General features: G+C 68.6%; 19 protein-coding genes. 13 read left to right on the plus strand and 6 right to left on the minus strand.

Annotated features, from left to right (window positions below):
• Nucleotides 1–6: 6 nt before the first annotated feature.
• The 4 genes from FBY40_RS10400 (at nt 7) to FBY40_RS10415 (ending at nt 4991) form a co-directional block, all read left to right on the plus strand.
• Nucleotides 7–1680: a DUF885 domain-containing protein gene (locus FBY40_RS10400; RefSeq protein WP_141938529.1), complete on the plus strand. Its 1674-nt coding sequence runs from the start codon at nt 7–9 to the stop codon at nt 1678–1680.
• A 94-nt stretch (nt 1681–1774) separates the two neighbouring features.
• Nucleotides 1775–2845 (plus strand): LLM class flavin-dependent oxidoreductase, encoded by a 1071-nt coding sequence (locus FBY40_RS10405; protein ID WP_141938530.1) that lies wholly within the window; start codon nt 1775–1777, stop codon nt 2843–2845.
• Nucleotides 2846–2854: 9 nt separating this feature from the next.
• Complete coding sequence (locus tag FBY40_RS10410; RefSeq protein WP_235014779.1) at nt 2855–4210, plus strand: MFS transporter; 1356 nt, start codon at nt 2855–2857, stop codon at nt 4208–4210.
• Between the two features lie 19 nt (nt 4211–4229).
• On the plus strand, nt 4230–4991 hold the full coding sequence (locus tag FBY40_RS10415; protein WP_200829974.1) for an SGNH/GDSL hydrolase family protein: 762 nt from the start codon (nt 4230–4232) through the stop codon (nt 4989–4991).
• Between the two features lie 43 nt (nt 4992–5034).
• Here the strand turns inward: FBY40_RS10415 and FBY40_RS10420 are convergent, their stop codons facing one another.
• Nucleotides 5035–5598 carry a dihydrofolate reductase family protein gene (locus tag FBY40_RS10420; protein WP_141938531.1) on the minus strand — a complete coding sequence of 188 codons (564 nt, stop codon included), beginning with the start codon at nt 5596–5598 and terminating at the stop codon, nt 5035–5037.
• Nucleotides 5599–5728: 130 nt separating this feature from the next.
• Between FBY40_RS10420 and FBY40_RS10425 the strand changes: the two genes are divergently transcribed.
• Together FBY40_RS10425 and FBY40_RS10430 are read left to right on the plus strand one after the other, a co-directional pair.
• Nucleotides 5729–5992 carry a DUF6458 family protein gene (locus FBY40_RS10425; protein ID WP_141938532.1) on the plus strand — a complete coding sequence of 88 codons (264 nt, stop codon included), beginning with the start codon at nt 5729–5731 and terminating at the stop codon, nt 5990–5992.
• 30 nt (nt 5993–6022) lie between these two features.
• On the plus strand, nt 6023–6802 hold the full coding sequence (locus tag FBY40_RS10430) for an SDR family oxidoreductase (RefSeq protein WP_141938533.1): 780 nt from the start codon (nt 6023–6025) through the stop codon (nt 6800–6802).
• A gap of 122 nt (nt 6803–6924) precedes the next feature.
• Here the strand turns inward: FBY40_RS10430 and FBY40_RS10435 are convergent, their stop codons facing one another.
• Both FBY40_RS10435 and FBY40_RS10440 read right to left on the minus strand, forming a co-directional pair.
• Nucleotides 6925–7767, minus strand: a complete 843-nt coding sequence (locus tag FBY40_RS10435; protein WP_141938534.1) for a carbohydrate kinase family protein — start codon at nt 7765–7767, stop codon at nt 6925–6927.
• Nucleotides 7767–8699 (minus strand): pseudouridine-5'-phosphate glycosidase, encoded by a 933-nt coding sequence (locus tag FBY40_RS10440; protein WP_141938535.1) that lies wholly within the window; start codon nt 8697–8699, stop codon nt 7767–7769. Before FBY40_RS10440 ends, FBY40_RS10435 begins: the two co-directional genes overlap by 1 nt.
• A gap of 172 nt (nt 8700–8871) precedes the next feature.
• On the opposite strand from FBY40_RS10440, the gene FBY40_RS10445 reads away from it, so the two are divergent.
• The 4 genes from FBY40_RS10445 (at nt 8872) to FBY40_RS10460 (ending at nt 13650) form a co-directional block, all read left to right on the plus strand.
• Entirely contained in the window at nt 8872–9819 is a 948-nt protein-coding gene (locus tag FBY40_RS10445; RefSeq protein ID WP_141938536.1) for an SMP-30/gluconolactonase/LRE family protein, read from the plus strand.
• A gap of 115 nt (nt 9820–9934) precedes the next feature.
• The gene (locus tag FBY40_RS10450; protein ID WP_141938537.1) at nt 9935–10783 is read left to right on the plus strand and encodes a DNA-formamidopyrimidine glycosylase family protein; all 849 of its coding nucleotides are present in this window, start codon (nt 9935–9937) and stop codon (nt 10781–10783) included.
• A 21-nt stretch (nt 10784–10804) separates the two neighbouring features.
• Nucleotides 10805–12703, plus strand: coding sequence for an alpha-amylase family protein (locus tag FBY40_RS10455; protein ID WP_141938538.1), 1899 nt, complete (start codon nt 10805–10807; stop codon nt 12701–12703).
• 26 nt (nt 12704–12729) lie between these two features.
• Nucleotides 12730–13650 carry an AEC family transporter gene (locus tag FBY40_RS10460; RefSeq protein ID WP_141938540.1) on the plus strand — a complete coding sequence of 307 codons (921 nt, stop codon included), beginning with the start codon at nt 12730–12732 and terminating at the stop codon, nt 13648–13650.
• Between the two features lie 11 nt (nt 13651–13661).
• On the opposite strand, the gene FBY40_RS10465 is transcribed toward FBY40_RS10460, so the two are convergent.
• The 3 genes from FBY40_RS10465 to FBY40_RS10475 all read right to left on the minus strand — a co-directional run bounded on the left by FBY40_RS10465 (nt 13662) and on the right by FBY40_RS10475 (nt 16885).
• Entirely contained in the window at nt 13662–14360 is a 699-nt protein-coding gene (locus FBY40_RS10465; protein ID WP_141938541.1) for a coenzyme F420-0:L-glutamate ligase, read from the minus strand.
• 12 nt (nt 14361–14372) lie between these two features.
• On the minus strand, nt 14373–15728 hold the full coding sequence (locus FBY40_RS10470; RefSeq protein ID WP_141938543.1) for an RNA polymerase sigma factor: 1356 nt from the start codon (nt 15726–15728) through the stop codon (nt 14373–14375).
• Nucleotides 15729–15964: 236 nt separating this feature from the next.
• Nucleotides 15965–16885, minus strand: coding sequence for a proteasome assembly chaperone family protein (locus FBY40_RS10475; protein WP_141938544.1), 921 nt, complete (start codon nt 16883–16885; stop codon nt 15965–15967).
• 82 nt (nt 16886–16967) lie between these two features.
• Between FBY40_RS10475 and FBY40_RS10480 the strand changes: the two genes are divergently transcribed.
• The 3 genes from FBY40_RS10480 (at nt 16968) to sucB (ending at nt 21731) form a co-directional block, all read left to right on the plus strand.
• Nucleotides 16968–18440, plus strand: coding sequence for a leucyl aminopeptidase (locus tag FBY40_RS10480; protein WP_141938546.1), 1473 nt, complete (start codon nt 16968–16970; stop codon nt 18438–18440).
• On the plus strand, nt 18437–19825 hold the full coding sequence (lpdA, locus tag FBY40_RS10485) for a dihydrolipoyl dehydrogenase (protein ID WP_141938548.1): 1389 nt from the start codon (nt 18437–18439) through the stop codon (nt 19823–19825). Before FBY40_RS10480 ends, lpdA begins: the two co-directional genes overlap by 4 nt.
• A gap of 94 nt (nt 19826–19919) precedes the next feature.
• The gene (gene sucB, locus FBY40_RS10490; protein ID WP_141938549.1) at nt 19920–21731 is read left to right on the plus strand and encodes a 2-oxoglutarate dehydrogenase, E2 component, dihydrolipoamide succinyltransferase; all 1812 of its coding nucleotides are present in this window, start codon (nt 19920–19922) and stop codon (nt 21729–21731) included.
• The last annotated feature ends 19 nt before the right edge of the window (nt 21732–21750 follow it).

Here is a 21750-nt window from a genome sequence, read left to right on the forward strand (position 1 = left end):
GGAGGTATGACAGACGCATCCCGCACCCCCACGCCGATCGACACGATCGCCGAGGCGTGGGTCGACACCCTGGCCGAACTCGATCCGTCGCTGGCGACGTACATCGGTCGATCCGAGCACAACCACCGCTACGGCGACTACTCGCCCGAGGGTCAGGCCCGCGTGATCGAAGAGGCGAAGAAGGTGCGCGCAGCACTTGCCAGCGCGACCCCCGCCGACGACATCGACGCCGTGACGAAGGAGGATCTCACCCGCGAGCTCGACCTGCAGATCGAGCTCGACGAGGCGAAGTGGCACCTTCGCGACCTCAACGTGATCGCCTCTCCGGCCCAGGACATCCGAGCGGTATTCGACCTCATGCCGACAGACAGCGCTGAGGACTGGTCGGTCGTCAGCGAGCGGATGTCTGCCCTCCCCGATGCCGTGCACGGATACATCTCCACCCTCCGGGAAGGGATCGCGCAGGGGATCGTTCCGGCTCGCCGCCAGGTGGTCGAGGTCGCGACCCAGATCGCGCGCTACACCGCCGACGGGGGGTTCTTCACGACCTTCGTCGGCAACGCCGCGCCGGCCGAGGGTCAGCTTCCGGCATCCCTCGCTCGTGAGCTGTCCGACCGCGCCGGCGCCGCCCGCGTCGCGTACGACGAACTGGCCTCGTTCCTTTCCGGTGAACTCGCCCCGGCGGCGACCGAGAAGGACGCCGTCGGTCGGGAGGTCTACGCGCTGATGTCGCGCCGGTTCCTCGGTGCCACGATCGACCTCGACGAGACCTACGACTGGGGCGTCGAGGAACTTGCGCGCATGGTCGCCGAGCAGGAGCAGATCGCCGGCGAGATCAAGCCGGGCGCATCGGTGGAGGAAGCCGTGGCGTTCCTGGAGGAGGACCCGTCGCGCAAGCTCCACGGCACCGAGGCGCTGCAGAAGTGGATGCAGGAGACCAGCGACCGCGCCGTCGCCGAACTCGGCAAGACCCATTTCGACATCGCCGAGCCGATCCGTCGACTCGAATGCATGATCGCCCCCACGAACGAGGGCGGCATCTATTACACCGGCCCCACCGACGACTTCTCCCGTCCCGGACGCATGTGGTGGTCGGTGCCGGAGGGCGTCACGGAGTTCGACACCTGGCGGGAGCTCACGACGGTGTACCACGAGGGCGTGCCGGGCCATCATCTCCAGATCGCGCAGGCCGTGTACAACCGCGCGCAGCTGAACTCGTGGCGTCGGCTGCTGGCCGGCCCTTCGGGCCACGCCGAAGGATGGGCGCTGTACGCCGAACGCCTCATGGAGCAGTTGGGGTACCTCGATGACCCGGCCGATCGACTCGGCATGCTCGACGGTCAGCGCATGCGAGCCGCGCGGGTCGTACTCGACATCGGCGTGCACCTGGAGAAGCAGCGCCCCGATGGTGAAGGGACGTGGGACGCCCCCTTCGCGTTGGAATTCATGCGCCGCAATGTCAACATGCCCGACGAGTTCGTGAGGTTCGAGGTGAACCGCTACCTCGGCTGGCCCGGGCAGGCGCCGTCGTACAAGGTCGGACAGCGCATCTGGGAGCAGCTGCGCGACGACTATCGAGAGGCGAACGGCGCGGATGCCGACCTCAAGGCGTTCCACAAGAAGGCGCTCGATATCGGCGGCGTGGGCCTGGACACCCTCCGTACGGCGCTCGCACGCTGACAGATGCGGTGACGTCCCCGAAGGAATAGTCTGGGAGCCGGCTTGTTGCATTCGTCTGAATAGGTCCCTCCAGGGCCGCAGAGAAAGGGCGATCATGATCGAGTTCGGACTCCACACCTTCGGGGACGTCACCGTCGACGCGGACGGCCACGAGCTGTCGCAGGCGCAGACCCTGCGCAACCTCGTCGACCAGGCGGTGCTCGCCGACGAGGTGGGCATCTCGTTCTTCGGCGTGGGGGAGCACCACCGCCGCGAGTACGCCGTGTCGAGCCCCGAGGTGGTTCTCGCCGCGATCGCGTCGCGGACCCGCGACATCCGTCTGGGAACGGCGGTGACGGTGCTGTCATCCGACGAGCCGGTGCGGGTCTACCAGCGCTTCGCCACCCTGGACGCCCTCTCGAACGGTCGCGCCGAGCCCATCCTCGGGCGCGGCTCTTTCACCGAGTCGTTCCCGCTCTTCGGCTACGAGCTGAAGGACTACGAGGTGCTCTTCGAAGAGAAGCTCGAACTGTTCGCCCAGCTGCTCACCGAGCGGCCGGTCACCTGGGAGGGCACGACGCGTCGCGGTCTGTCGAACGTCGAAGTCTTCCCCAAGACCGAAGGAGGGATGCCGGCGTGGGTCGGTGTGGGCGGCTCGCCCGAGTCGGTCGTGCGCACCGCGCGGTACGGCTTCGGTCTCATGCTCGCCATCATCGGCGGACCCGCCGCGCGCTTCGCCCCGTACGCCGAGCTGTTCCGGCGGTCGCTGGCATCCTTCGGACACGAGTCGCGGCCGATCGGGGTGCACTCGCCCGGTCACATCGCCGACACCGACGAGCAGGCGTGGGAGGAGGCGTATCCCGCGTTCGACGTCATGTTCTCCACGATCGGGCGCGAGCGCGGGTGGCCGCCGTACAACCGCCTCCGCTTCCAGCAGGATGTCGGTGAGGGCGCCATCTACGCCGGATCGCCTGAGCGGGTCGCCCGAAAGATCGCCGAGACGGTGCTCACCCTCGGGCTCGATCGGTTCGACCTGAAGTACTCCAACGGCACGCTCGGTCACGAGAAGCTCATGCGCTCGATCGAACTCTTCGGGACGCAGGTGATCCCGCGCGTGCGCGAGCTGGTCGCTGAAGCGCGGTCCCAGGATGCCGCGCCCGAACCGGCGACGACGGCAGCGCCCTAACATGACTGCGTGAGCATCCGCACCGCACCCGAGTCGGTCAGCGACCGTCTCGACGGTCTTCCCTTCACCCGTCGTCACCTCCGGATCCTCACCGGATCGGGCGTCGGGTGGGCACTGGATGCGATGGACGTGGGGCTCATCTCCTTCGTCATCGCCGTCCTTGCCCAGCAGTGGATCCTGTCCGGCACCGAGACGTCTCTCATCGCCTCAGCCGGGTTCCTCGGCATGGCCGTCGGCGCAAGCCTCGGGGGGCTCCTTGCCGATCGGATCGGGCGTCGCTCGGTGTTCGCTGTCACTCTGCTCGTCTACGGCCTCGCCACGGGAGCCAGCGCATTGGTCGGGGGCGTCGCGGCACTCCTGGTGCTCCGGTTTATCGTCGGTCTCGGCCTCGGCGCCGAGCTCCCCGTCGCGTCGACCTATGTCAGCGAGCTCGCTCCCGCGAAAATCCGCGGCCGGGTCATCGTCGTCCTGGAGGCCTTCTGGGCCGTCGGGTGGACTGCGGCGGCGTTGATCGGATACTTCGTGATCCCAGCATCCGAGAACGGTTGGCGCTGGGCCTTCGCGCTCGGGGCGCTCCCGGCCGCGTACGCCCTCGTGGTTCGCTGGGGTCTTCCCGAGTCGGCTCGCTGGCTGGAGCGCCGGGGTCGAGCCGGCGACGCGGAGACCGTGGTCCGCTCTTTCGAAGCGTCCCCGGCCCTCTTCCGGCGTGGGGGGACTCCGGTGGCCCCACCGGCGGCGACGGGGACGGTCGAGGGGAGCAGGGTGCGCGCCGGCATCGCGGCTCTCTGGAGCCCCGAGTTCCGTCTTCGCACCGCGTGTCTCTGGCTGGTGTGGTTCTGCGTGAACTTCAGCTACTACGGTGCCTTCATCTGGATCCCGTCGATCCTGGTCGCGCAGGGGTACGACCTCGTCCGCTCTTTCGGGTTCACCCTCATCATCACCCTCGCGCAACTGCCGGGGTACGCCGCTGCGGCCTGGCTGATCGAGGTCTGGGGTCGTCGCGTGACGCTGTCGGTCTTCCTCGTCGGCTCCGCCGTCGCGGCAGTGCTGTTCGGCACTGCGACGAGCGAGGCGGCGGTGATCGCGACGGGGATGGCCCTGTCCTTCTTTAACCTGGGCGCGTGGGGGGCGCTGTACGCGATCACGCCGGAGACGTATCCCACGTCGGTGCGCGCGACGGGCGCAGGGTGGGCGGCAGGGGTCGGCCGGATCGCGTCGATCATCGCCCCCCTCGCTGTACCGCCTCTCCTGGCACTCGGGGGAGCGCCGGTGCTCTTCGTCGTGTTCGCGGCCTTCTTCGCGGTCGCGGCGGCCGGTGCGTGGGGTCTCTCCGACCGGCGAGGCCGTGCCCTGGACGACCGCTGAGCATTTGTAGGGTGGTCTGATGGCTGCAGTGCGCTTTGTCGCGATCGGCGATTCCTTCACGGAAGGTGTCGGCGACGAGCTTCCCGACGGACGCACCCGCGGGTGGGCCGATCTCGCCGCCCAGGGCTGGGCGGATGCGACCGGGCAGCCGGTCCAGTACGCCAACCTCGCGATCCGCGGGAAACTCGTCTGGCCGATCGTCGAGGAGCAGCTCGAACCCGCACTGGCGTTGAAGCCCACGCACCTTTCCTTCAACGGCGGCGGCAACGACATGCTCCGGCCGCGGACCTCGATCCGACGGATCGCGGACGCCTTCAGCCAGGTCCTCCGGCGATGCGACGAGGAGGGGGTGCGGCTCATCCTGCTGTCCGGCGCGAATCCCTCGCCACAGCTTCCACTCAGTCGGGTCATCCAGAGGCGCGGTGACCTCCTGTCCATCGCCGTCGTCGGGCGCGTCCAGGATCGTCCCGATGTCATCCGCGCACTGAACTGGCCCGACCGCGAATTGTCGGCGCCGCCGTTCTGGTCGCCCGACCGGCTGCACATGAACAGCCGAGGTCACCATCGCGTCGCCGCTCGGGTGCTGACGGCGCTGGGTCTGACGCCACCGGAGCAGTGGTGGTCGCTGCCCGAGCTCGAATTCGGGCAACTCGGGCGCCGCGACTACTACCGCGAGCACCTCGGTCCGTGGGTGCGTCGGCGTCTGACCGGTACATCGTCCGGGGACGGTCGAGCGCCGAAGTACGCCGACTGGGTCACGATCGACCCGACGACGGCCTGAGTAGCCGTGAGGGGATGTGCGGACCGCGGCGCGCCCGCGCAGCTCACGCCGGCCGCACCGAGTAACGAAGCTCGGCGAACTGGCCCGCACGTGACATCGACTCGAGGCGAAGTCGGTCGGGGCCGATGCGTCGGGGGAGAAGCGGGCGACCCGAGGGCAGGGTCGCGGGAGCGACCGAGAGCCTGATCTCGGTCAAGAGTCCGGCGTCGGCGAACTGCCCGGCGAGGTCGCCGCCTCCGACGATCCAGACCGCCCGCTCCGCCGCTGCCGTACGGATCGCCGGCCACTGCGGCGCCACGTCACCCCGTGCGAACCGGATGTTCGCGCCGGCGATGCGGGGCAGGTCGCGGGTTGTGAAGACCCAGGTCGCGCGGTCGCCGTAGATCTCCGTCCACTTCTCGGGATGGCTCGACAGGTCTTCGTGGTCGACGACCCATTCGTATGTCGTGGACCCCATCACCAGCACGCCGACCGTCTCGAGGAAGGCGGAAAAGTCGCTCTCGGCCTCGTCCGCGCCGGGTGTCGCGAAGAGCCAGTCCAGCGAATCCTGATCGTCAGCGAGGAATCCGTTCAGCGTGGTCGCCGTGTGGAAGATCACCGGAGTCATGGCCGAAGCATAAGGCTGACCTCCGACATGCCGCATCCGACCCCTGCGTGTCAAGTGGGTGCGCGCGTCTTCGTCGACCCGTCACAGTGAGGGGGGTTACCGCCCTCGCATACCCGGAAAGGGGAGACCCATGAGTATTGGTGCTGGCATTGCTCTGTTCGCCATTGGAGCCATCCTGGCGTTCGCCGTCAACGTGCAGGTCGAATGGGTCAATCTCGACCTGATCGGCTACATCCTGATGGGCGCGGGAGCTGTCGTCTTCCTCATCGGCATCGTCCTGCTCGCTCGCCGCCGCAGCACGGAGTCGGTGAGCCGCACGACGGTCGACCCCGCGACCAACGAGCGCGTCACCCGTCAGTCGACCAGCCGTCCCGACGACGCCGCAGGGCTCTGAGGCCTACCCGGCGGACCGTAGGCTCGAGGGATGAGCCCTTCGTCTCCGCCGGGTACCGCCCTCGTCACCGGCGTCGGACGTCGCCGGTCGATCGGATCGGCGCTCGCTCTCGGTCTCGCCCGTGATGGGTGGGACCTCGTGCTCAATCACTGGGACGAATACGACGAGCGTGTGGGCCTCGATCGCGGAGCATCCGATCCTGACGACATCGCAGACGAGTGCCGTGCGCAGGGCGTCACGGTGACCGTCATACGCAGTGACCTCGCGGACCCCGCCGTGCCGGAGGAACTCGTTGCCGCAGCATCCATGGGGGGTTCCCTCCGCTCCCTGGTGATGTCCCACTGCGAGTCCGTCGACAGTTCCATCCTCACCACCGATGTGGCGAGCTTCGACCGTCACTTTGCCGTCAACGCGCGGGCGACGTGGCTTCTCATCAAGGCGTTCGCCGAACGGCTGCCGCAGAATGCTGCGCCGGGACAGGTCGCGGGGTCGATCATCGCCCTGACCAGCGATCACACGGCGCACAACCTTCCCTACGGCGCGAGCAAAGGCGCCCTCGATCGGATCGTCATCGCGGCGGCCGTGGAGCTGGGCGCGCGAGGCGTGAGGGCGAATGTCATCAATCCGGGGCCGATCGACACGGGCTGGATGGATGAGGGCATCCGACGCTGGGCGCGCGAAGCCACTCCGGCAGGACGTCTCGGTACACCCGACGACATCGCGAACACGGTCCGGTTCCTGCTGTCACCGGAAGGTTCGTGGGTCAACGGCCAACTGCTGAAGGTGAACGGCGGGTTCGCCGCCGGCTGAGGGCGCCGCCGCGAGGCGGCGCGTCCGAGGCGAGCCACCGTCTTCGCGTCGAGACACCCCATATATCGCGGCGGCTCGATGCGAACGCAGTGTCTCGGCGGCGAGAAGTGCAGACGAGCTGGCTACAGGGCACCGGGTCGGAGGAGTCCTTCCCGCGCTGATGCACAACCGGCGGCGGCGCACCCGGCGGGATCCTCGCCGCGAAGCGCTGCGACGATGTAGCCGGCGGCGAATGCGTCTCCGGCACCGGTGGTGTCGATCACTCCCTCGACGCGATCGACCGCGATCTGCATGAGGCCGTCGTCCTCGCGGACCTGCACCGGGTCCTCACCGCGCTTGATGACGAACACCGTCCCCGCGGGCAGCGCGACGGTCAGGCCGTCAAGGAGTACGGCTTCCTCGGCGTTGGCGAAGACCACAGCGGGGGAGAGGCGTGCGAGCAGATCGCTCAGCGTCTCCCTTCCCAGCGCCCGCATGGTCGCCACGCTCGACAGATCCAGGCTGATCGGCAGACCCCGCTGCCGCGCCCACGTCGCTGCGGTCGACAGTGCCTCACGCGAGACAGCATCGACCACGCCGTAGAGGGGGAGGTGCAGCCAGTGCGTTCCCTCGAGCCATCCGGGATCGATCGGCCCGAGTTCGGCCGCGGCCCCACGATCGGTGAGCATCGTCCGCTCGGCGAACTCGTCGACCAGGATGACGATCGAACCTGTTCGTCCCGCCCGCTGCACACAGACCTCGACCCCCGAACGCTCCAGTTCGTGAACGAGCGCCTCGCCCTCGGCATCCGATCCGACCCTGCCGATGAATCGGACGGATGTCGCGGGCGCCGCTGCGGCGGCGACGTTGGCTGCGCTGCCCCCTCGGGTGTGGGTGATCGTCACCGGGTTGTCGGTGCCCCGCTCCAGAGAGGAGGCGCCGAGCACGACGATGTCGGCGAGGAGGTCGCCGATGACCGTGAGCATCACTCGGCGCCGGCGAGGGCGGCGGCGATCTCGGCGCCGAGCGCGACATTGCCCCGATACACCTCGACGTTGACGTCGAGGCTCCGGCCCCCGGTTTCGCGTTGCATGAAGTCCAGGAGGAAGGGCGTGATGTCGTGGCCCGAGACGCCGGCCGACGCGGCGGCGTTCAGTGCACGGGAAAGAACGGCATCATGAAGCTCGGGCGGCAGCTGGAGGTCGGTGTCGACGGGCCGCGCGACAAGGAGCGTGGAGGTGATTCCGAGCGCGTCGCGCGCACGGGCGATGTCGGCGATCTCGTCGGCGGAGTCGGATGAGTACTCGATGTCGAGCCCCGAGTCGGCGATGTAGAAGCCGGGGTAGTCGGTCGTCCTATACCCCACGACGGTGAGGCCCAGCGTCTCCATTCGCTCCAGGGTGAGTGGGACGTCGAGGATCGACTTGACGCCGGCGCTCACCACGACGAGGGGGAGTGCGGCGAGCGTCGGCAGATCGGCCGATTCGTCGAAGGTCTGTTGCGCGTCGCGGTGCACGCCGCCCAGACCACCCGTCGAGAAGACCCGGATGCCCGCGCGAGCGGCGAGGAATGCGGTTGCCGCGACCGTGGTGCCGCCGCTCAATCGCTTCGCGGCGGCCACAGGAAGGTCGCGGAGGCTCAGTTTGACCACGTCGTCGTCGTTTCCCAGTCGATCGATCTCGGCGGGGGACAGGCCGACGATCGCTCGCCCGTCGACGACGCCGATCGTCGCCGGGACGACGCCTCGACCGCGCAGCCGGTCTTCCGCTTCTCGCGCGACCTCGAGGTTGCGGGGGCGGGGGAGTCCGTGGGTGAAGATCGTCGATTCCAGTGCGAGCACGGGGAGGCCGCGATGGAGCGCGTCGTGCACCTCCGGCGAGATCTCGATGTGGCCGAGGGCGTGGTGGGGTGAGGGCATCAGGTCTCCCTTCCGTGGGCTGTGCTCAGTCAACCAGGCGGGGCGACGATTGAGCAGGCGTTCGAACCGCGGAGCCGTCGCGCGAACGATCGCCGGTTCGGCGTCGTGGCGCGTGTCTGAGACCTTTCTCATCTCCGCCCCCATGCCCCAGGACCGCCCATAGGATCTGGCCATGACGCGCCGACGCTTCGCCCTCGTCCTCCCCGCCCTCGCTGTCGCGGGGCTCCTGGCGGCACTCCCGGCCACCGGCGCTGTTGCGGCTCCACCGGTCTCGCGGGGAGGGGCAGTCGACCAGATCGCGCTTCCTGACGGGTTCCAGCCCGAGGGCATCGCCATCGACAACCGAGGGATCGCCTACTTCGGCTCGCTTGTCGACGGCGACATCTATGCCGCCGACGTGCGTACCGGCAAGGGTGCCATCGTCAGCGAGGGCCCGGGCATCCCGGCCGCGGGGCTCAAGGTCGATCAGCGGGGAAGACTCTTCATCTCGGGCGGGCCCACGGGCATCGCCCGGGTCGTCGACACGGAGACCGGCGATGAGGTCGCGCGATATCAGCTCACGGCCCCCGGCGGATTCATCAACGACGTCGTCCTCGCACGTGATGGCGCGTGGTTCACGAACTCGTCCGCGGCGGAGCTGTACTTCCTGCCCATCCCGCGTTCGGGCGTCCTGCCCGACCCGTCCGAGATCGTCACGCTGCCGCTCACGGGGGAGTGGGTGCAGCAGGAGGGATTCAACGCCAACGGCATCGCCCTGACCACCAACCGCCAGGCGCTCCTCGTGATTCAGTCAGCAACGGGCACCCTGTTCCGCGTCGACCCCGAGACGGGTGTCGCCACCACCGTTGACCTGGGCGGATTCTCGCTGCAGAACGGTGACGGACTCCTCGTCGTCAACCGCACGCTCTACGTGGTCCAGAACCGACTCAATCAGGTGGCCGAGTTCCGTCTCGATGTGCAGGGAACATCAGGAACGCTCGAGAACATCATCACCAGTGAGGCGTTCCGTGTGCCGACGACGGTCGCTTCGTACCGACAAGATCTCTATCTGCCGAACGCACGATTCGGCACCCCGCCGACTCCCACGACCGATTACGACGCGGTGCGAGTGGATCGCTGATTCTTCCCGGGGGAGTCGCGCGGTGGGCGGTCCGACGTCGGGGCCGTATCTAAACTGACATAATGTGCATTATCGGCGTAACGGTGGTGTCTGATGTTCCGCCTAGAGTTGCGGGATGCCCGAGGGTGACAGTGTCTACCGCCTGGCCCGTCGGCTGGAGCATGCGTCGGTCGGTCGCACGATCGTGTCGGGTGAACTCCGCTCCGGCAGCCACGCCGGGGCGAAGCTCGACGGACGACGAATCCTCTCGTACGACTCCCACGGCAAGCACCTCTTCACCCGCTTCGACGACGGATGGACGCTGCACACCCACCTGAAGATGCAGGGATCGTGGTCGGTGACCAGACGTCCGCTTCCGCGTGCGGAGCTGCACCGCGTCCGCTGCCGGTTCTCGCTCGACGAGGGCGTCACACTCTGGGGCGTCGACGTGCCCGTCCTGGAGTACGCGCCGACCGCCGACGAGCACCGCGTGCGCGAACGGCTCGGCCCCGACCCGCTCCGTCACGACTGGGATGCCGCGGAGGCGACGCGACGGCTGTCGAGACGCCCGGACAGGCCGACGGTCGCTGCGCTGCTGGATCAGTCGAATCTCGCCGGTCTTGGAAACCTGTGGGTGAACGAGCTCGCGTTCCTGCGCGGCATCCATCCTTTCGCCTCCATCGGCCGGACCGATATCGCGGCAGTGGTCGACCTGGCCGCCCGGTGCCTGGGCATCTCGGCCACCGTTCCGGGCATGTATCAGGTGACGACCGGCAATCGCGGGCGCGGGGCGACCCATTGGGTGGTGGGTCGCGCCGGGCGACCGTGCCTGCGCTGCGGCACGACCATCGAGGTCGCCGCCGAAGTGCCGAACGATCCGGCCCGCCGGCGCACGTGGTGGTGTCCGCGATGCCAGCCGGGCGTATCGCCGCCGGTCGAACCGGACCCGGAGTCCACGGCGGGCGATACGATGCGATCCACGTGATCCCCGTCGATGTGGAGCGCCATGACACGCCTCAGCCCTGATTACTCGATCGACCTCGAGGCAGCCACCGCGGCGGCGACGGCGGCGCTCGGCGACATCGACCCCGGTTTCGATGAGCGCCTCGCCTCGATCCTCCCCGACCTGCACCGGCTGTTCCTGCGCCTCTACGGCGATCGCGAAGACGGACGAGAGGCCCTCGCCGAGGTGGTCGCAGCGGCAGCAGCCGGGTGGCGGGAGCGACCGGCTGAACTCAAAGACCTCGACGCCCGGCGCACGGAACACCCGGACTGGTTCCTGTCGGAGCGGATGCTGGGCGGGGTCTGCTACGTCGACCGCTACGCGGACACACTGGCCGGCATCCGGGCACAGATCCCCTACTTCCAGGAGCTCGGGCTGACGTATCTGCACCTCATGCCTCTGTTCGACTCCCCCGAGGGCAACAACGACGGCGGCTACGCGGTCTCGAGCTATCGCAAGGTCGACCCGGCGCTGGGAACCATGGCCGATCTGGCCGCTCTCTCGGCCGATCTGCGGAAGGCCGGCATCTCGCTGGTGCTCGACTTCATCTTCAACCACACCAGCGACGAGCACGAGTGGGCGAGGAAGGCCGTCGCCGGCGACCCCGACTACGAGGACTTCTACCTCATCTTCCCCGACCGCACGATGCCGGACCGCTACGAGGAGACGGTGCGCGAGATCTTCCCCGACGACCACCCGGGCGCATTCGTGCAGCTGCCCGACGGGCGCTGGATCTGGGCGACCTTCTACCACTTCCAGTGGGACCTCAACTACGCCAACCCCCGGGTGTTCCGGGCGATGGCGCAGGAGATGATGTTCCTCGCCAACCAGGGCGTCGAGGTGCTCCGCATGGATGCCGTCGCCTTCATCTGGAAGCGCCTGGGAACGTCATGCGAGTCGCTTCCCGAAGCGCACCTTCTCCTCCGCGCCTTCAATCTCGTCCTTCGCCTCGCCGCACCCTCAGTGCTGTTCAAATCCGAGGCGATCGTCCACCCCGACGAGGTGATCACCTACATCTCCCCCGACGAGTGCCAGCTCTCGTACAACCCGCTTCAGATGGCGCTGGGCTGGGAGGCCCTCGCCACCCGCGACGCACGTCTCCTGCAGAAGGCGCTCGACGAGCGCCACGCGCTGCCGCCCGGGACCTCGTGGGTGAACTACGTGCGCAGCCACGACGACATCGGATGGACGTTCGCCGATGAGGATGCCGCAGAGCTCGGCATCGACGGCTACCCGCACCGCCGTTTCCTCAACGACTTCTACGTCGGTCGCTTCGAGGGCACGTTCTCGCGCGGCGAGCCGTTCCAGGAGAACCCCAAGACCGGTGACGCCCGAATCGCCGGAACGACCGCATCGCTCGCGGGCGTTGAGGCGGGTGACCCCGGAGGTGAGGATCGCGTCATCCTCGCCCACGCCCTCGCCCTGTCCACCGGTGGTATCCCGCTGATCTACCTCGGTGACGAGGTCGGTCAGCTCAACGACTACGGCTACCGGGATGATCCGGTTCATGCCGATGACAGCCGGTGGGTGCATCGCCCGCATCGAGACGAGAGGGCCTACGCGTCACGCCACGACACGGCTACCGTCGCGGGCCGCATCAACACCCGGCTGCATGCACTGATCCGGGCCCGGAAAAAGTCCCCCGAGTTCGCCGCCGGCAATCCCCTCCTCCCCTTCCACACGCCGTTCCCGGAGGTGGTGGGTTTCCAGCGTGTCGGCGCGGACTCCACGATCCTCGTGCTCGGCAACGTCGGTGACTCCGGGGTCCTGATCGAGCCGGTCACGCTCTCGGGATTCCGAACGGAGGCCACGGAGATCGTCTCAGAGTCCCCCATCGCGCTCGCGAACGGCCTCATGCTGCCCGCGCACGGTGTCGTCTGGCTCCGCGTACGACAGGCCTGAGAGATCGGCCGCACTAGCATCGAGGGATGCTCTCGGCTCTCACCGGCTTCGTCGTGGTGGGCGTCTCGATCCTCATCGGCTACATCCTCGGGCGCATCAACCTGCTCGGGGAACACGCCCGCCCCGTGCTGGCGCGGCTGACCTTCTTCGTCCTGTCGCCGTTCCTCCTGTTCGTCGTGCTCGCCGAGGCCGATGTGCGAACGCTCTTCTCGTCGTTGTTGCCGGTGTCGGCGATCGCGGCGGTGGCGGTCATCGTCGTCTATGCCGTCGTCGCCCGATTCCTCTGGGGCCGCTCCATCGCCGAGACGACGATCGGCAGTCTCAGCGCGGGCCAGGTGAACTCAAACAACATCGGCATCCCGCTGTCGCTCTACCTGCTGGGAAACGCCGCCTTCCCGGCCCCCGTCATCCTTCTGCAACTCCTGGTGTTCACGCCGATCACGATGGCGATCCTCGACGCGGTGACGGCCGGCCGTTCGTCGCTCTGGAAGACGATCGGCCGCGTCGTGACCAACCCCATCGTCATCGGCTCCGCTCTCGGCGCCACCGTCTCGATCAGCGGCATCGAGATCCCCGAGGTCGTCATGGCGCCCGCCCAGCTGGTCGCCGACGCCTGCGTGCCGGTCCTGCTCATCAGCTACGGTCTGTCGCTGTTCGGTCAGCGTGTGCTCGGCGCACATGGGCGCCGTCGCGACGTGATCCTCGCCACGACGCTGAAGCTTCTGGTGATGCCGGCGATCGCCTGGGTCGTCGCCGCGCTGGTGTTCGCACTCCCCCGCGCCGACGTGCTCGTCATCGTGGTGCTGGCCGCTCTCCCGACCGCCCAGAACGTATTCAACTACGCTCAGCGCTTCGACGTCGGCGAGGCAATCGCGCGGGACACCGTATTCCTCACCACGATCGGGTGCATCCCCGTGCTTCTCGCCGTGACGGCGGTCCTCGGCTGAGGAGCAGAGGGTCAGGAAGCGCGGATGATACCGAGCGGCGTGGACTGGTGGCCCTGTCCCAGCGGGTTGTCTTTCAGGATCTTGACGAGTTGATTCTCGCGGGCCTTGCTCACCGTGGAGCCCAGGATGTTGCCGCCGAGGTCGTTGATGTCGACCACCGCCACCTCGGGAACGCCGTCGAGGAGGTCTTTCAGCCGACGCGCCACGTCGCGGGGGCGATCGGGTCCGAGGACCACCGCTTTGTTGTAGGGCGGAATCGTGCCGCTCGTGGGGCCGTCGATCGCGCGCGCCTTGTCGCCGGCGATCCGATAGAAATCACCCTTGCGACCGAACACCTTCGTCACCGCGGACACGGCGGCGGCGAGCAGGATGCGGGGGGTTCCGCACTCGCGGAGCGCCATCTCCATCGTCTCGGGCATCCCGAGTCCGATGCCGTGCGGGGTGCGGGTCACGTACCGCGACAGGAACCGCGCAAGCCGTCGCGGCTGGATCTCGTCCAGCGGGTACGAGCGGCCCTGCGTGATCGCGACGATCTTCTCGGTCACGAACAGCAGATCGTCGGGTCGGACGAGGCTCGCCGCGTACTCGCGGACGAAGGCGTCGAGGTCATCGCCCGGCATCACGACCCGCGTGCGGATCGGGATTCGGGCGAAGGACTCCCCGTCGACGGTGACCGTCAGGGCCTTGCCGTCGTTCGCTTCGCCGGTCACGCGTCCGACCGCTTACTCAAGGTAGTCCCGCAGCGACTGCGACCGGCTCGGGTGGCGGAGCTTGGCCATCGTCTTCGACTCGATCTGGCGGATCCGCTCACGCGTCACACCGAAGGTGTCGCCGATCTGGTCGAGGGTCTTGGGCTGGCCGTCGCCGAGCCCGAAGCGCATGCGGATGACGCCCGCCTCGCGTTCCGACAGCGAGTCCAGCAGCGACTCGAGCTGACGCTGCAGCATGGTGAAGCCCACCGCATCGGCGGGCACGACCGCCTCGGTGTCCTCGATCAGATCCCCGAACTCGCTGTCGCCGTCTTCACCGAGCGGCGTGTGCAGAGAGATGGGCTCTCGCCCGTACTTCTGCACCTCGATGACCTTCTCGGGGGTCATGTCCAGCTCTCGGCTGAGCTCTTCCGGCGTGGGCTCGCGGCCCAGATCCTGCAGCATCTGACGCTGCACTCGAGCGAGCTTGTTGATGACCTCGACCATGTGCACCGGGATGCGGATGGTACGCGCCTGGTCGGCCATGGCACGGGTGATTGCCTGGCGGATCCACCACGTCGCGTAGGTCGAGAACTTGAAGCCCTTGGTGTAATCGAATTTCTCGACGGCACGGATCAGGCCCAGGTTGCCTTCCTGGATGAGGTCGAGGAACTGCATGCCGCGTCCGGTGTAGCGCTTGGCGAGGGAGACCACCAGGCGCAGGTTCGCACCGAGCAGGTGGCTCTTGGCGCGCTGACCGTCACGGGCGACCCACTGCAGGTCCAGACCCAGCTGCGACGCCTTCTCGGCTACCGACATGTGCGACAGCTTCTCTTCGGCGAACAGGCCCGCCTCGATGCGCATCGCCAGCTCGACCTCTTCGGCCGCGTTCAGCAGCGGAACCTTGCCGATCTGCTTCAGGTAGTCCTTGACCGGGTCGGCGGTGGCGCCGGTGATCTGCGTCGAGTAGACGGGGATGTCGTCCTCGTCGTTGGAGATGACGATGGCGCCGGTCGGAAGCGGCTCGGCGAACACCGGCTTGGTGTTCTCCTCCTCATCCTCCTCGGACTCCCCCTCGGTCGTCGCTGCGGCGACGGCCTTGGGTGCCGCGGTGTCGGCGTCACCCTCGGTGTCATCGACCTCGTCGCCGGAGATCTCGTCGTCGGCGTCGAGCTCGACGTCGTCCATCTCCTCATCGACCTCGTCGGCGTCAGCCTTCTTCTTGCCGGCCTTGGCCGTCGTCTTGGCGGCGGGCTTCTTGGCAGGGGCCTTCTTGGCCGCGGGCCGCTTCTTCGCGGGCGCTGCGGCGGCGGTCTCGACTTCCTCGACCGTGTCGGCGGTGTCGGTGTCCTTCGTGGTGCGGTTCGTCGTCTTCGTGCCTGCGGTCACGGTTCGCCTTTCACCGACACGAACGCGGAGCGCCGCGGCGGTATCTTTCGGACACTAGTAAGACCCTTGTCAAGTCCCGTTCCCGTACGCAGGGCAGCGGACGGGGGACGACAATGGGTCAGAACGTCCATTGTCTCACATCTGTCTGGGCGGTTCGCATCCCCGCTCCCCCACGAATCCCCGAAACCACCCTCAGGCGTCAACGTCCAGAGCGCTGGGCGAATTCCCTTCGACGGTCAGGGGCGCTTGTCCTCGTCGCCATTCGGCCGCGAGGCGAGGAAGCGCTCCAGCTCCGCTGCGAGCTCGTCGGCGCTCGGGAGATCGCCGGTGTGGAGGATGGGCGTGGCGTTGGTCGCACCCGCCATGTACGCATCGTAGCGCTCTTCGAGCCCCTGCAGCATGCGGGACAGTTCGTCACTGCCCGCGACCTGCTCCTCGACCTTCGTCAGGTACTCGCGGTTCTCTTCGCGCAGACCGTCTCCGTCGAAGACGAGACCGGTGGCGACCGTGATGCTGTCAAGGCCCGCCAGAGCCGCGGCGGGGTATTCGGTGTCGGCGAGATAGTGGGGCACGAGCAGGACGAACCCGGCGACGGCGGCCCCTCTCTCGGTGAAGCGGTACTCCAGCAGGTGCGCCACGGTCGCGGGCACCTGGGTGTGAGGCTGCCACACCGAGTGCGCCTCGGTCAGCTCGGTTCGGGTGCCGCTCACGGTCGTGCCGATCGGACGCGTGTGCGGGACCGGCATGGGGATCGCGTGGACCCAGGTGATGGAGGAGACACTGAAGCTCGCGGCGAGGTCGAGGACGGCCTCCGACACCCCGTCCCAGGCGAAGTCGGGCTCGTAGCCTGCGAGCACCAGGAACGGCGTGCCGAGGGCGTCGCGCGCAAGCGAGAGTTCCAGCCGCGGCGGACGGTAGTCGGTGAGGTGGTCGGCTTCGAAGGTCACGATCGGCCGGCGCGCGCGGTAGTCGAGCAGGATGTCGTTGGAGAAGACGGCAAGCGGAATCGGGTCCAGGTCGTCGCGGATGTACTCGATGAGACGAGCCACCGCTCCCCCGGCGTCGGTGAAGCCGGTGAGGGCGATCACGAGAGGAAGGCCCGCCGGCACGGCCGGGGCGGAGACCGAGCGCTCGTAGAGAGGACCGGCGTAAGGCATGGCTCCATGCTACGAGTCGGCGCGACACCGCGAGCCGGCCCGCTGCCGCTGACAGCGAACACCGCTCAATAGGATGGAACCCATGTCGTTCCCCGACCTCGAATATCGTTCCGCCCCCCTTGCCGAGATCGACGCCGACGCGGTCGTCGTGGCACTGCCCCCTATCGACGGTGACGCCGCCCCGTCTCTGGATGATTGGCCCGGCCTGAAAGATGCGCTGGTGGCGACCGGATTCAGTGGGTCCCCCGGCTCCTTCCAGCGGGTGTATGCGCCCGATGTCACCTCCCGGCCGCTCGCCGTCGTCGGGACGGGCTCCGCACCGGATGCCGCGGCCGTGCGCGACGCGCTTGGCGCGGCCCTGCGCGCACTGACGGGGTTCGAGACCGTCGTCGTCGCCGTGCCCTTCGCCTCGGAGCATGTCCTCGCCGCTGCGGAGGGCGCTGCCCTGGGCGGCTACCGCTTCGAGGGATACAAGGCCGACGGTCCTCAGCGTCGGGCGAGTCGCGTGATCCTTCAGGGTCCGGATGACCTCGACGACAGCGCCCTCGACGCGGTGCGCGCGACGGCGTCGGCCGTCGCGCTCGTCAAGGATCTCGTCTCGATCCCCGCGGAGTGGCTCGGCCCGGCCGATCTGGCCGACCGAGCCGAGAAAGAGGTCGAGGGCCTTCCCATCGAGGTGACGGTGTGGGACGAGCCGGCCCTGCGGGATGGTGGGTTCGGCGGCATCCTCGGTGTCGGTCAGGGGTCGGAGCGGCCGCCTCGGCTCGTGCGCCTCGATTACTCCCCGGCCGGCGCGTCGCGTCACGTCGCCCTCGTGGGCAAGGGCATCACCTTCGACACCGGAGGTCTTTCGCTCAAGCCTCCGGCGTCGATGGTGGGGATGAAGTACGACATGTGCGGTGCCGCGACCGTTCTGGCGGTGGTCCGCGCTGCGGCAGCCCAGCAGCTTCCGGTGCGAGTGACGGGATGGCTCGCTGTCGCCGACAACATGCCCTCCGGTCGTGCCACCCGCCCCGGCGACGTTGTGCGCATCGCCGACGGCACCACGGTGGAGGTGCTCAACACCGACGCCGAGGGACGCCTCGTCCTCGCCGACGGCCTCGTGGCAGCGAGCCGCGAGAACCCCGATCTGCTGATCGACGTGGCGACGCTCACCGGGGCGATCACCATCGCCCTCGGCACCCGGCATGCCGGCGTCATGGGCGAGGATGACGCCGTCGCCCGGTACCTCGCGGCCGCCGGCGATGTCGCCGAGCTCGCCTGGCAGCTCCCCCTCCCCGCGCACATGGTCGACGAGCTCGACTCGCCGATCGCCGATCTGCAGAACGCCAAGATCGGCGATCCGGCGGGCGGGTCGCTGTTCGCGGGTCTGTTCCTCCGGCATTTTGTCGGCCGTACCTCGCCCGACAGCGAAGAGCGCATCCCGTGGATCCATCTCGACATCGCCGGGGTCGGCATGAACAAGGGCGGCGGATACGGGTTCACCGACAAGGGTCCGACCGGGGCGACCGTGCGGAGCCTGCTCCGCCTTCTTCAGACCGAGACCACGCGATGAGCCCCGCGACGACGTCGGAGAACACGGCGGATCTGGTCGTCCTCGGCGGCGGGAGCGGCGGCTATGCCGCCGCGCTCCGCGCCGCCGAGCTCGGCAAGTCCGTGATCGTGGTCGAGAAGGACAAGGTGGGCGGCACCTGCCTGCACCGCGGGTGCATTCCGACGAAGGCCCTTCTCCACGCCGGCGAAGTCGCCGATGCCGTTCGAGCTGCGACGGAGATCGGGGTCGACGCAGAGTTCCGCGGCATCGACCCGGCCCGGGTGCGGAGGTACCGCGAAGGCATCGTCGAGAAGAAGTACCGCGGCCTGCAGAGCCTGCTCAAGGCCCGCGGGATCCGCGTGGTCGACGGCGAGGGGCGTCTCGAGGCCGGTCCCGCCGTGCGGGTCGGCGACACCGTCTACCGCGGCACCGATGTGGTCCTGGCCACCGGGTCGTACAGCCGCACGCTGCCGGGCCTGGAGATCGGCGGCCGCATCCTCACGAGCGACCAGGCCCTGGAGCTGGAGGAGATCCCCCAGCGGGTGATCATCCTCGGTGGCGGCGTCATCGGGGTCGAGTTCGCCAGCGTGTGGCGGTCGTTCGGCGTCGAGGTGACCGTCGTCGAGGGGCTCGACCACCTCGTGCCGGCCGAGGATGTCGCGATGAGCAAGGCGCTCGAGCGCGCCTTCCGCCGCCGCGGCATCGGCTTCTCCCTCGGTGTGCGGTTCGCCGCTGCGACGCAGACCGCCGACGGGGTGACTGTCTCGCTTGAAGACGGGACGCAGTTGTCGGCGGACTACCTGCTCGTCGCCGTCGGCCGGGGCCCCGTCACGGCGGATCTGGGCCTGGAAGAGGCCGGGGTCGCGCTGGATCGCGGCTTCGTCGTCACCGACGAGCGGCTCCAGACCACCGCCCCGCACGTCTTCGCCGTCGGTGACATCGTGCCGGGCCTTCAGCTGGCCCACCGCAGCTTTCAGCAGGGCATCTTCGTCGCCGAGACGATCGCCGGTCTGAAGCCCGTGGTCGTCCCCGAGCAGCTCATCCCACGGGTCGCGTACTCGCACCCCGAGGTGGCTTCGGTCGGTGTGACCGAGGCGCGGGCGGTCGAGGTGCACGGTGTGGACGCGGTGCAGTCGTACGAGTACAACCTCGCCGGCAATGCCAAGAGCGAGATCATCGGCACCGGGGGCCTCGTCAAGGTCGTCCGTCTCAAGGACGGACCGGTCATCGGCGTCCATCTCATCGGCGACCGGGTCGGAGAGCTCATCACCGAGGGTCAGCTGGCCGTCGCCTGGGAGGCCCACCCCGAAGACATCGCCCCCTTCATCCACGCCCACCCCACGCAGAGCGAAGCGCTCGGCGAGGCCTTCCTCGCCCTGGCCGGCAAGCCGCTGCACGCCCTGTGACCCTGACACGTCGCGTCAACGCAGTCCTGACACGGGCCTGCGGGCGCATCACTAAGCTAGACAAGACATCGGCAACCCCGAAGGAGACAAGCCCATGAGCACATCCGTGGTCCTCCCCGCGCTCGGCGAGAGCGTCACAGAGGGAACGGTCACCCGCTGGCTCAAGAAGGTCGGTGACACCGTGCAGGCCGACGAGGGGCTCCTCGAGATCTCCACGGACAAGGTCGACACGGAGATCCCCTCCCCAATCAGCGGTGTGATCGAGGAGATCCTGGTCGACGAGGACGAGACGGTCGAGGTCGGCGCAGTCCTGGCCAAGATCGGCGATGGCTCCGGCGGCGGTGAGGCCCCTGCGCCCGCCGATGCGCAGGAAGAGCCCGCGGCCGCAGCGCCTGCGCAGGCCGAGGAGCCCGCCGCCGAGGCGGCCGAGCCCGCCGACGGTCCCTCGGACGACGGTCCGGCTGCTCCGGCACAGGCTGCGCCCTCGGATTCCACCACCAGCGCCGGGACCGAAGTCGTCCTGCCCGAGCTCGGCGAGAGCGTGACCGAAGGAACGGTCACGCGCTGGCTGAAGCAGGTGGGTGACGCCGTGGAGGTCGACGAGCCGCTGCTGGAGATCTCGACCGACAAGGTCGACACCGAGATCCCCTCCCCCGTCAAGGGCATCCTGCAGGAGATCCTCGTCCAGGAGGACGAGACGATCGCCGTCGGTTCGGCTCTCGCGCGCGTCGGTGACGGTGCTACGGCCTCGGCGCCCACGCCGGCTCCGGAGGCTCCCGCCGCGGAGAAGCCGGCCGAGCCGGCTCCGGCCGCCGAGGAGAAGAGCTCCGAGGAGAAGCCCGCCCAAGAGAAGCCCGCCGAAGAGGTCGCGCCCGTTCCCGAGAAGGTCGTCGCGCACGCCCCGGTCTCGACCGGTGTCGCCACCGAGCAGGAGCCGTCGCCTTCGAGCGCTCCGTCGTCGGCCGCGCCGGCGTCCTCGGGTGATGACGAGGTGGCCTACGTCACCCCGCTCGTGCGCCGGCTCGCCCAGCAGCAGGGTGTCGATCTGGCGTCCGTGAAGGGCACCGGTGTCGGTGGTCGCATCCGCAAGGAGGACGTACTCAAGGCCGCTGAGGACTCCAAGGCTCCGGCTCCGGCCGCGGCCCCGTCCGCCCCCGCCGCCCCGGCCCGCACTCCGCTGGAGGTCTCGCCGTTGCGGGGGACCACCCAGCCGATGTCGCGGCTGCGCAAGGTGCTCGCCGAGCGCGCGGTGGCGTCCATGCAGGCGACCGCTCAGCTCACCACCGTCGTCGAGGTGGATGTCACCAAGCTCGCCGGTTTCCGAGACCGCGTGAAGGGCGACTTCCAGTCCAAGACCGGCGACAAGCTGTCGTTCCTGCCGTTCTTCGCCCTCGCGGCGGCGGAGGCTCTCCAGGCCTTCCCCGTCATCAACAGCACGGTCGACGGAACGAACATCGTCTACCCGGCGACCGAGAACCTCTCGATCGCCGTCGACACCGAGCGCGGCCTGCTCACCCCGGTCCTGCGGGACGCGGCATCGAAGAATCTCGCGCAGATCGCCAATGAGATCGCCGACCTCGCCGCGCGCACGCGCGACAACAAGCTGAAGCCCGACGAGCTGGCCGGTGGCACCTTCACGCTGACCAATACCGGATCGCGCGGTGCGCTGTTCGACACTCCGGTCGTCTTCCTCCCGCAGTCGGCGATTCTCGGGACGGGCATCGTCGTCAAGCGTCCGGGAGTGGTCTCGGTCGACGGCCGCGACGCGATCTCGGTCCGGTCGTACGTCTATCTCGCGCTGTCCTATGACCACCGGGTGATCGACGGGGCTGATGCCGCGCGGTTCCTCGGTGCGGTCAAGGCGCGTCTGGAGCAGGCGGACTTCGAGGGCGACCTCGGCATCTGATCCACTGCAGAACAGCACC

The organism is Microbacterium sp. SLBN-154 (assembly GCF_006715565.1).
Classification (GTDB): domain Bacteria; phylum Actinomycetota; class Actinomycetes; order Actinomycetales; family Microbacteriaceae; genus Microbacterium.

Bases quoted from the DNA above. Each gene is read 5' to 3' on its own strand.
- FBY40_RS10400 (WP_141938529.1), top strand. From the start codon at position 7: ATGACAGACGCATCCCGCACCCCCACGCCGATCGACACGATCGCCGAG.
- FBY40_RS10405 (WP_141938530.1), top strand. From the start codon at position 1,775: ATGATCGAGTTCGGACTCCACACCTTCGGGGACGTCACCGTCGACGCG.
- FBY40_RS10415 (WP_200829974.1), top strand. From the start codon at position 4,230: ATGGCTGCAGTGCGCTTTGTCGCGATCGGCGATTCCTTCACGGAAGGT.
- FBY40_RS10420 (WP_141938531.1), bottom strand. From the start codon at position 5,598: ATGACTCCGGTGATCTTCCACACGGCGACCACGCTGAACGGATTCCTC.
- FBY40_RS10425 (WP_141938532.1), top strand. From the start codon at position 5,729: ATGAGTATTGGTGCTGGCATTGCTCTGTTCGCCATTGGAGCCATCCTG.
- FBY40_RS10430 (WP_141938533.1), top strand. From the start codon at position 6,023: ATGAGCCCTTCGTCTCCGCCGGGTACCGCCCTCGTCACCGGCGTCGGA.
- FBY40_RS10435 (WP_141938534.1), bottom strand. From the start codon at position 7,767: ATGCTCACGGTCATCGGCGACCTCCTCGCCGACATCGTCGTGCTCGGC.
- FBY40_RS10440 (WP_141938535.1), bottom strand. From the start codon at position 8,699: ATGCCCTCACCCCACCACGCCCTCGGCCACATCGAGATCTCGCCGGAG.
- FBY40_RS10445 (WP_141938536.1), top strand. From the start codon at position 8,872: ATGACGCGCCGACGCTTCGCCCTCGTCCTCCCCGCCCTCGCTGTCGCG.
- FBY40_RS10450 (WP_141938537.1), top strand. From the start codon at position 9,935: ATGCCCGAGGGTGACAGTGTCTACCGCCTGGCCCGTCGGCTGGAGCAT.
- FBY40_RS10455 (WP_141938538.1), top strand. From the start codon at position 10,805: ATGACACGCCTCAGCCCTGATTACTCGATCGACCTCGAGGCAGCCACC.
- FBY40_RS10460 (WP_141938540.1), top strand. From the start codon at position 12,730: ATGCTCTCGGCTCTCACCGGCTTCGTCGTGGTGGGCGTCTCGATCCTC.
- FBY40_RS10475 (WP_141938544.1), bottom strand. From the start codon at position 16,885: ATGCCTTACGCCGGTCCTCTCTACGAGCGCTCGGTCTCCGCCCCGGCC.
- FBY40_RS10480 (WP_141938546.1), top strand. From the start codon at position 16,968: ATGTCGTTCCCCGACCTCGAATATCGTTCCGCCCCCCTTGCCGAGATC.
- lpdA (WP_141938548.1), top strand. From the start codon at position 18,437: ATGAGCCCCGCGACGACGTCGGAGAACACGGCGGATCTGGTCGTCCTC.
- sucB (WP_141938549.1), top strand. From the start codon at position 19,920: ATGAGCACATCCGTGGTCCTCCCCGCGCTCGGCGAGAGCGTCACAGAG.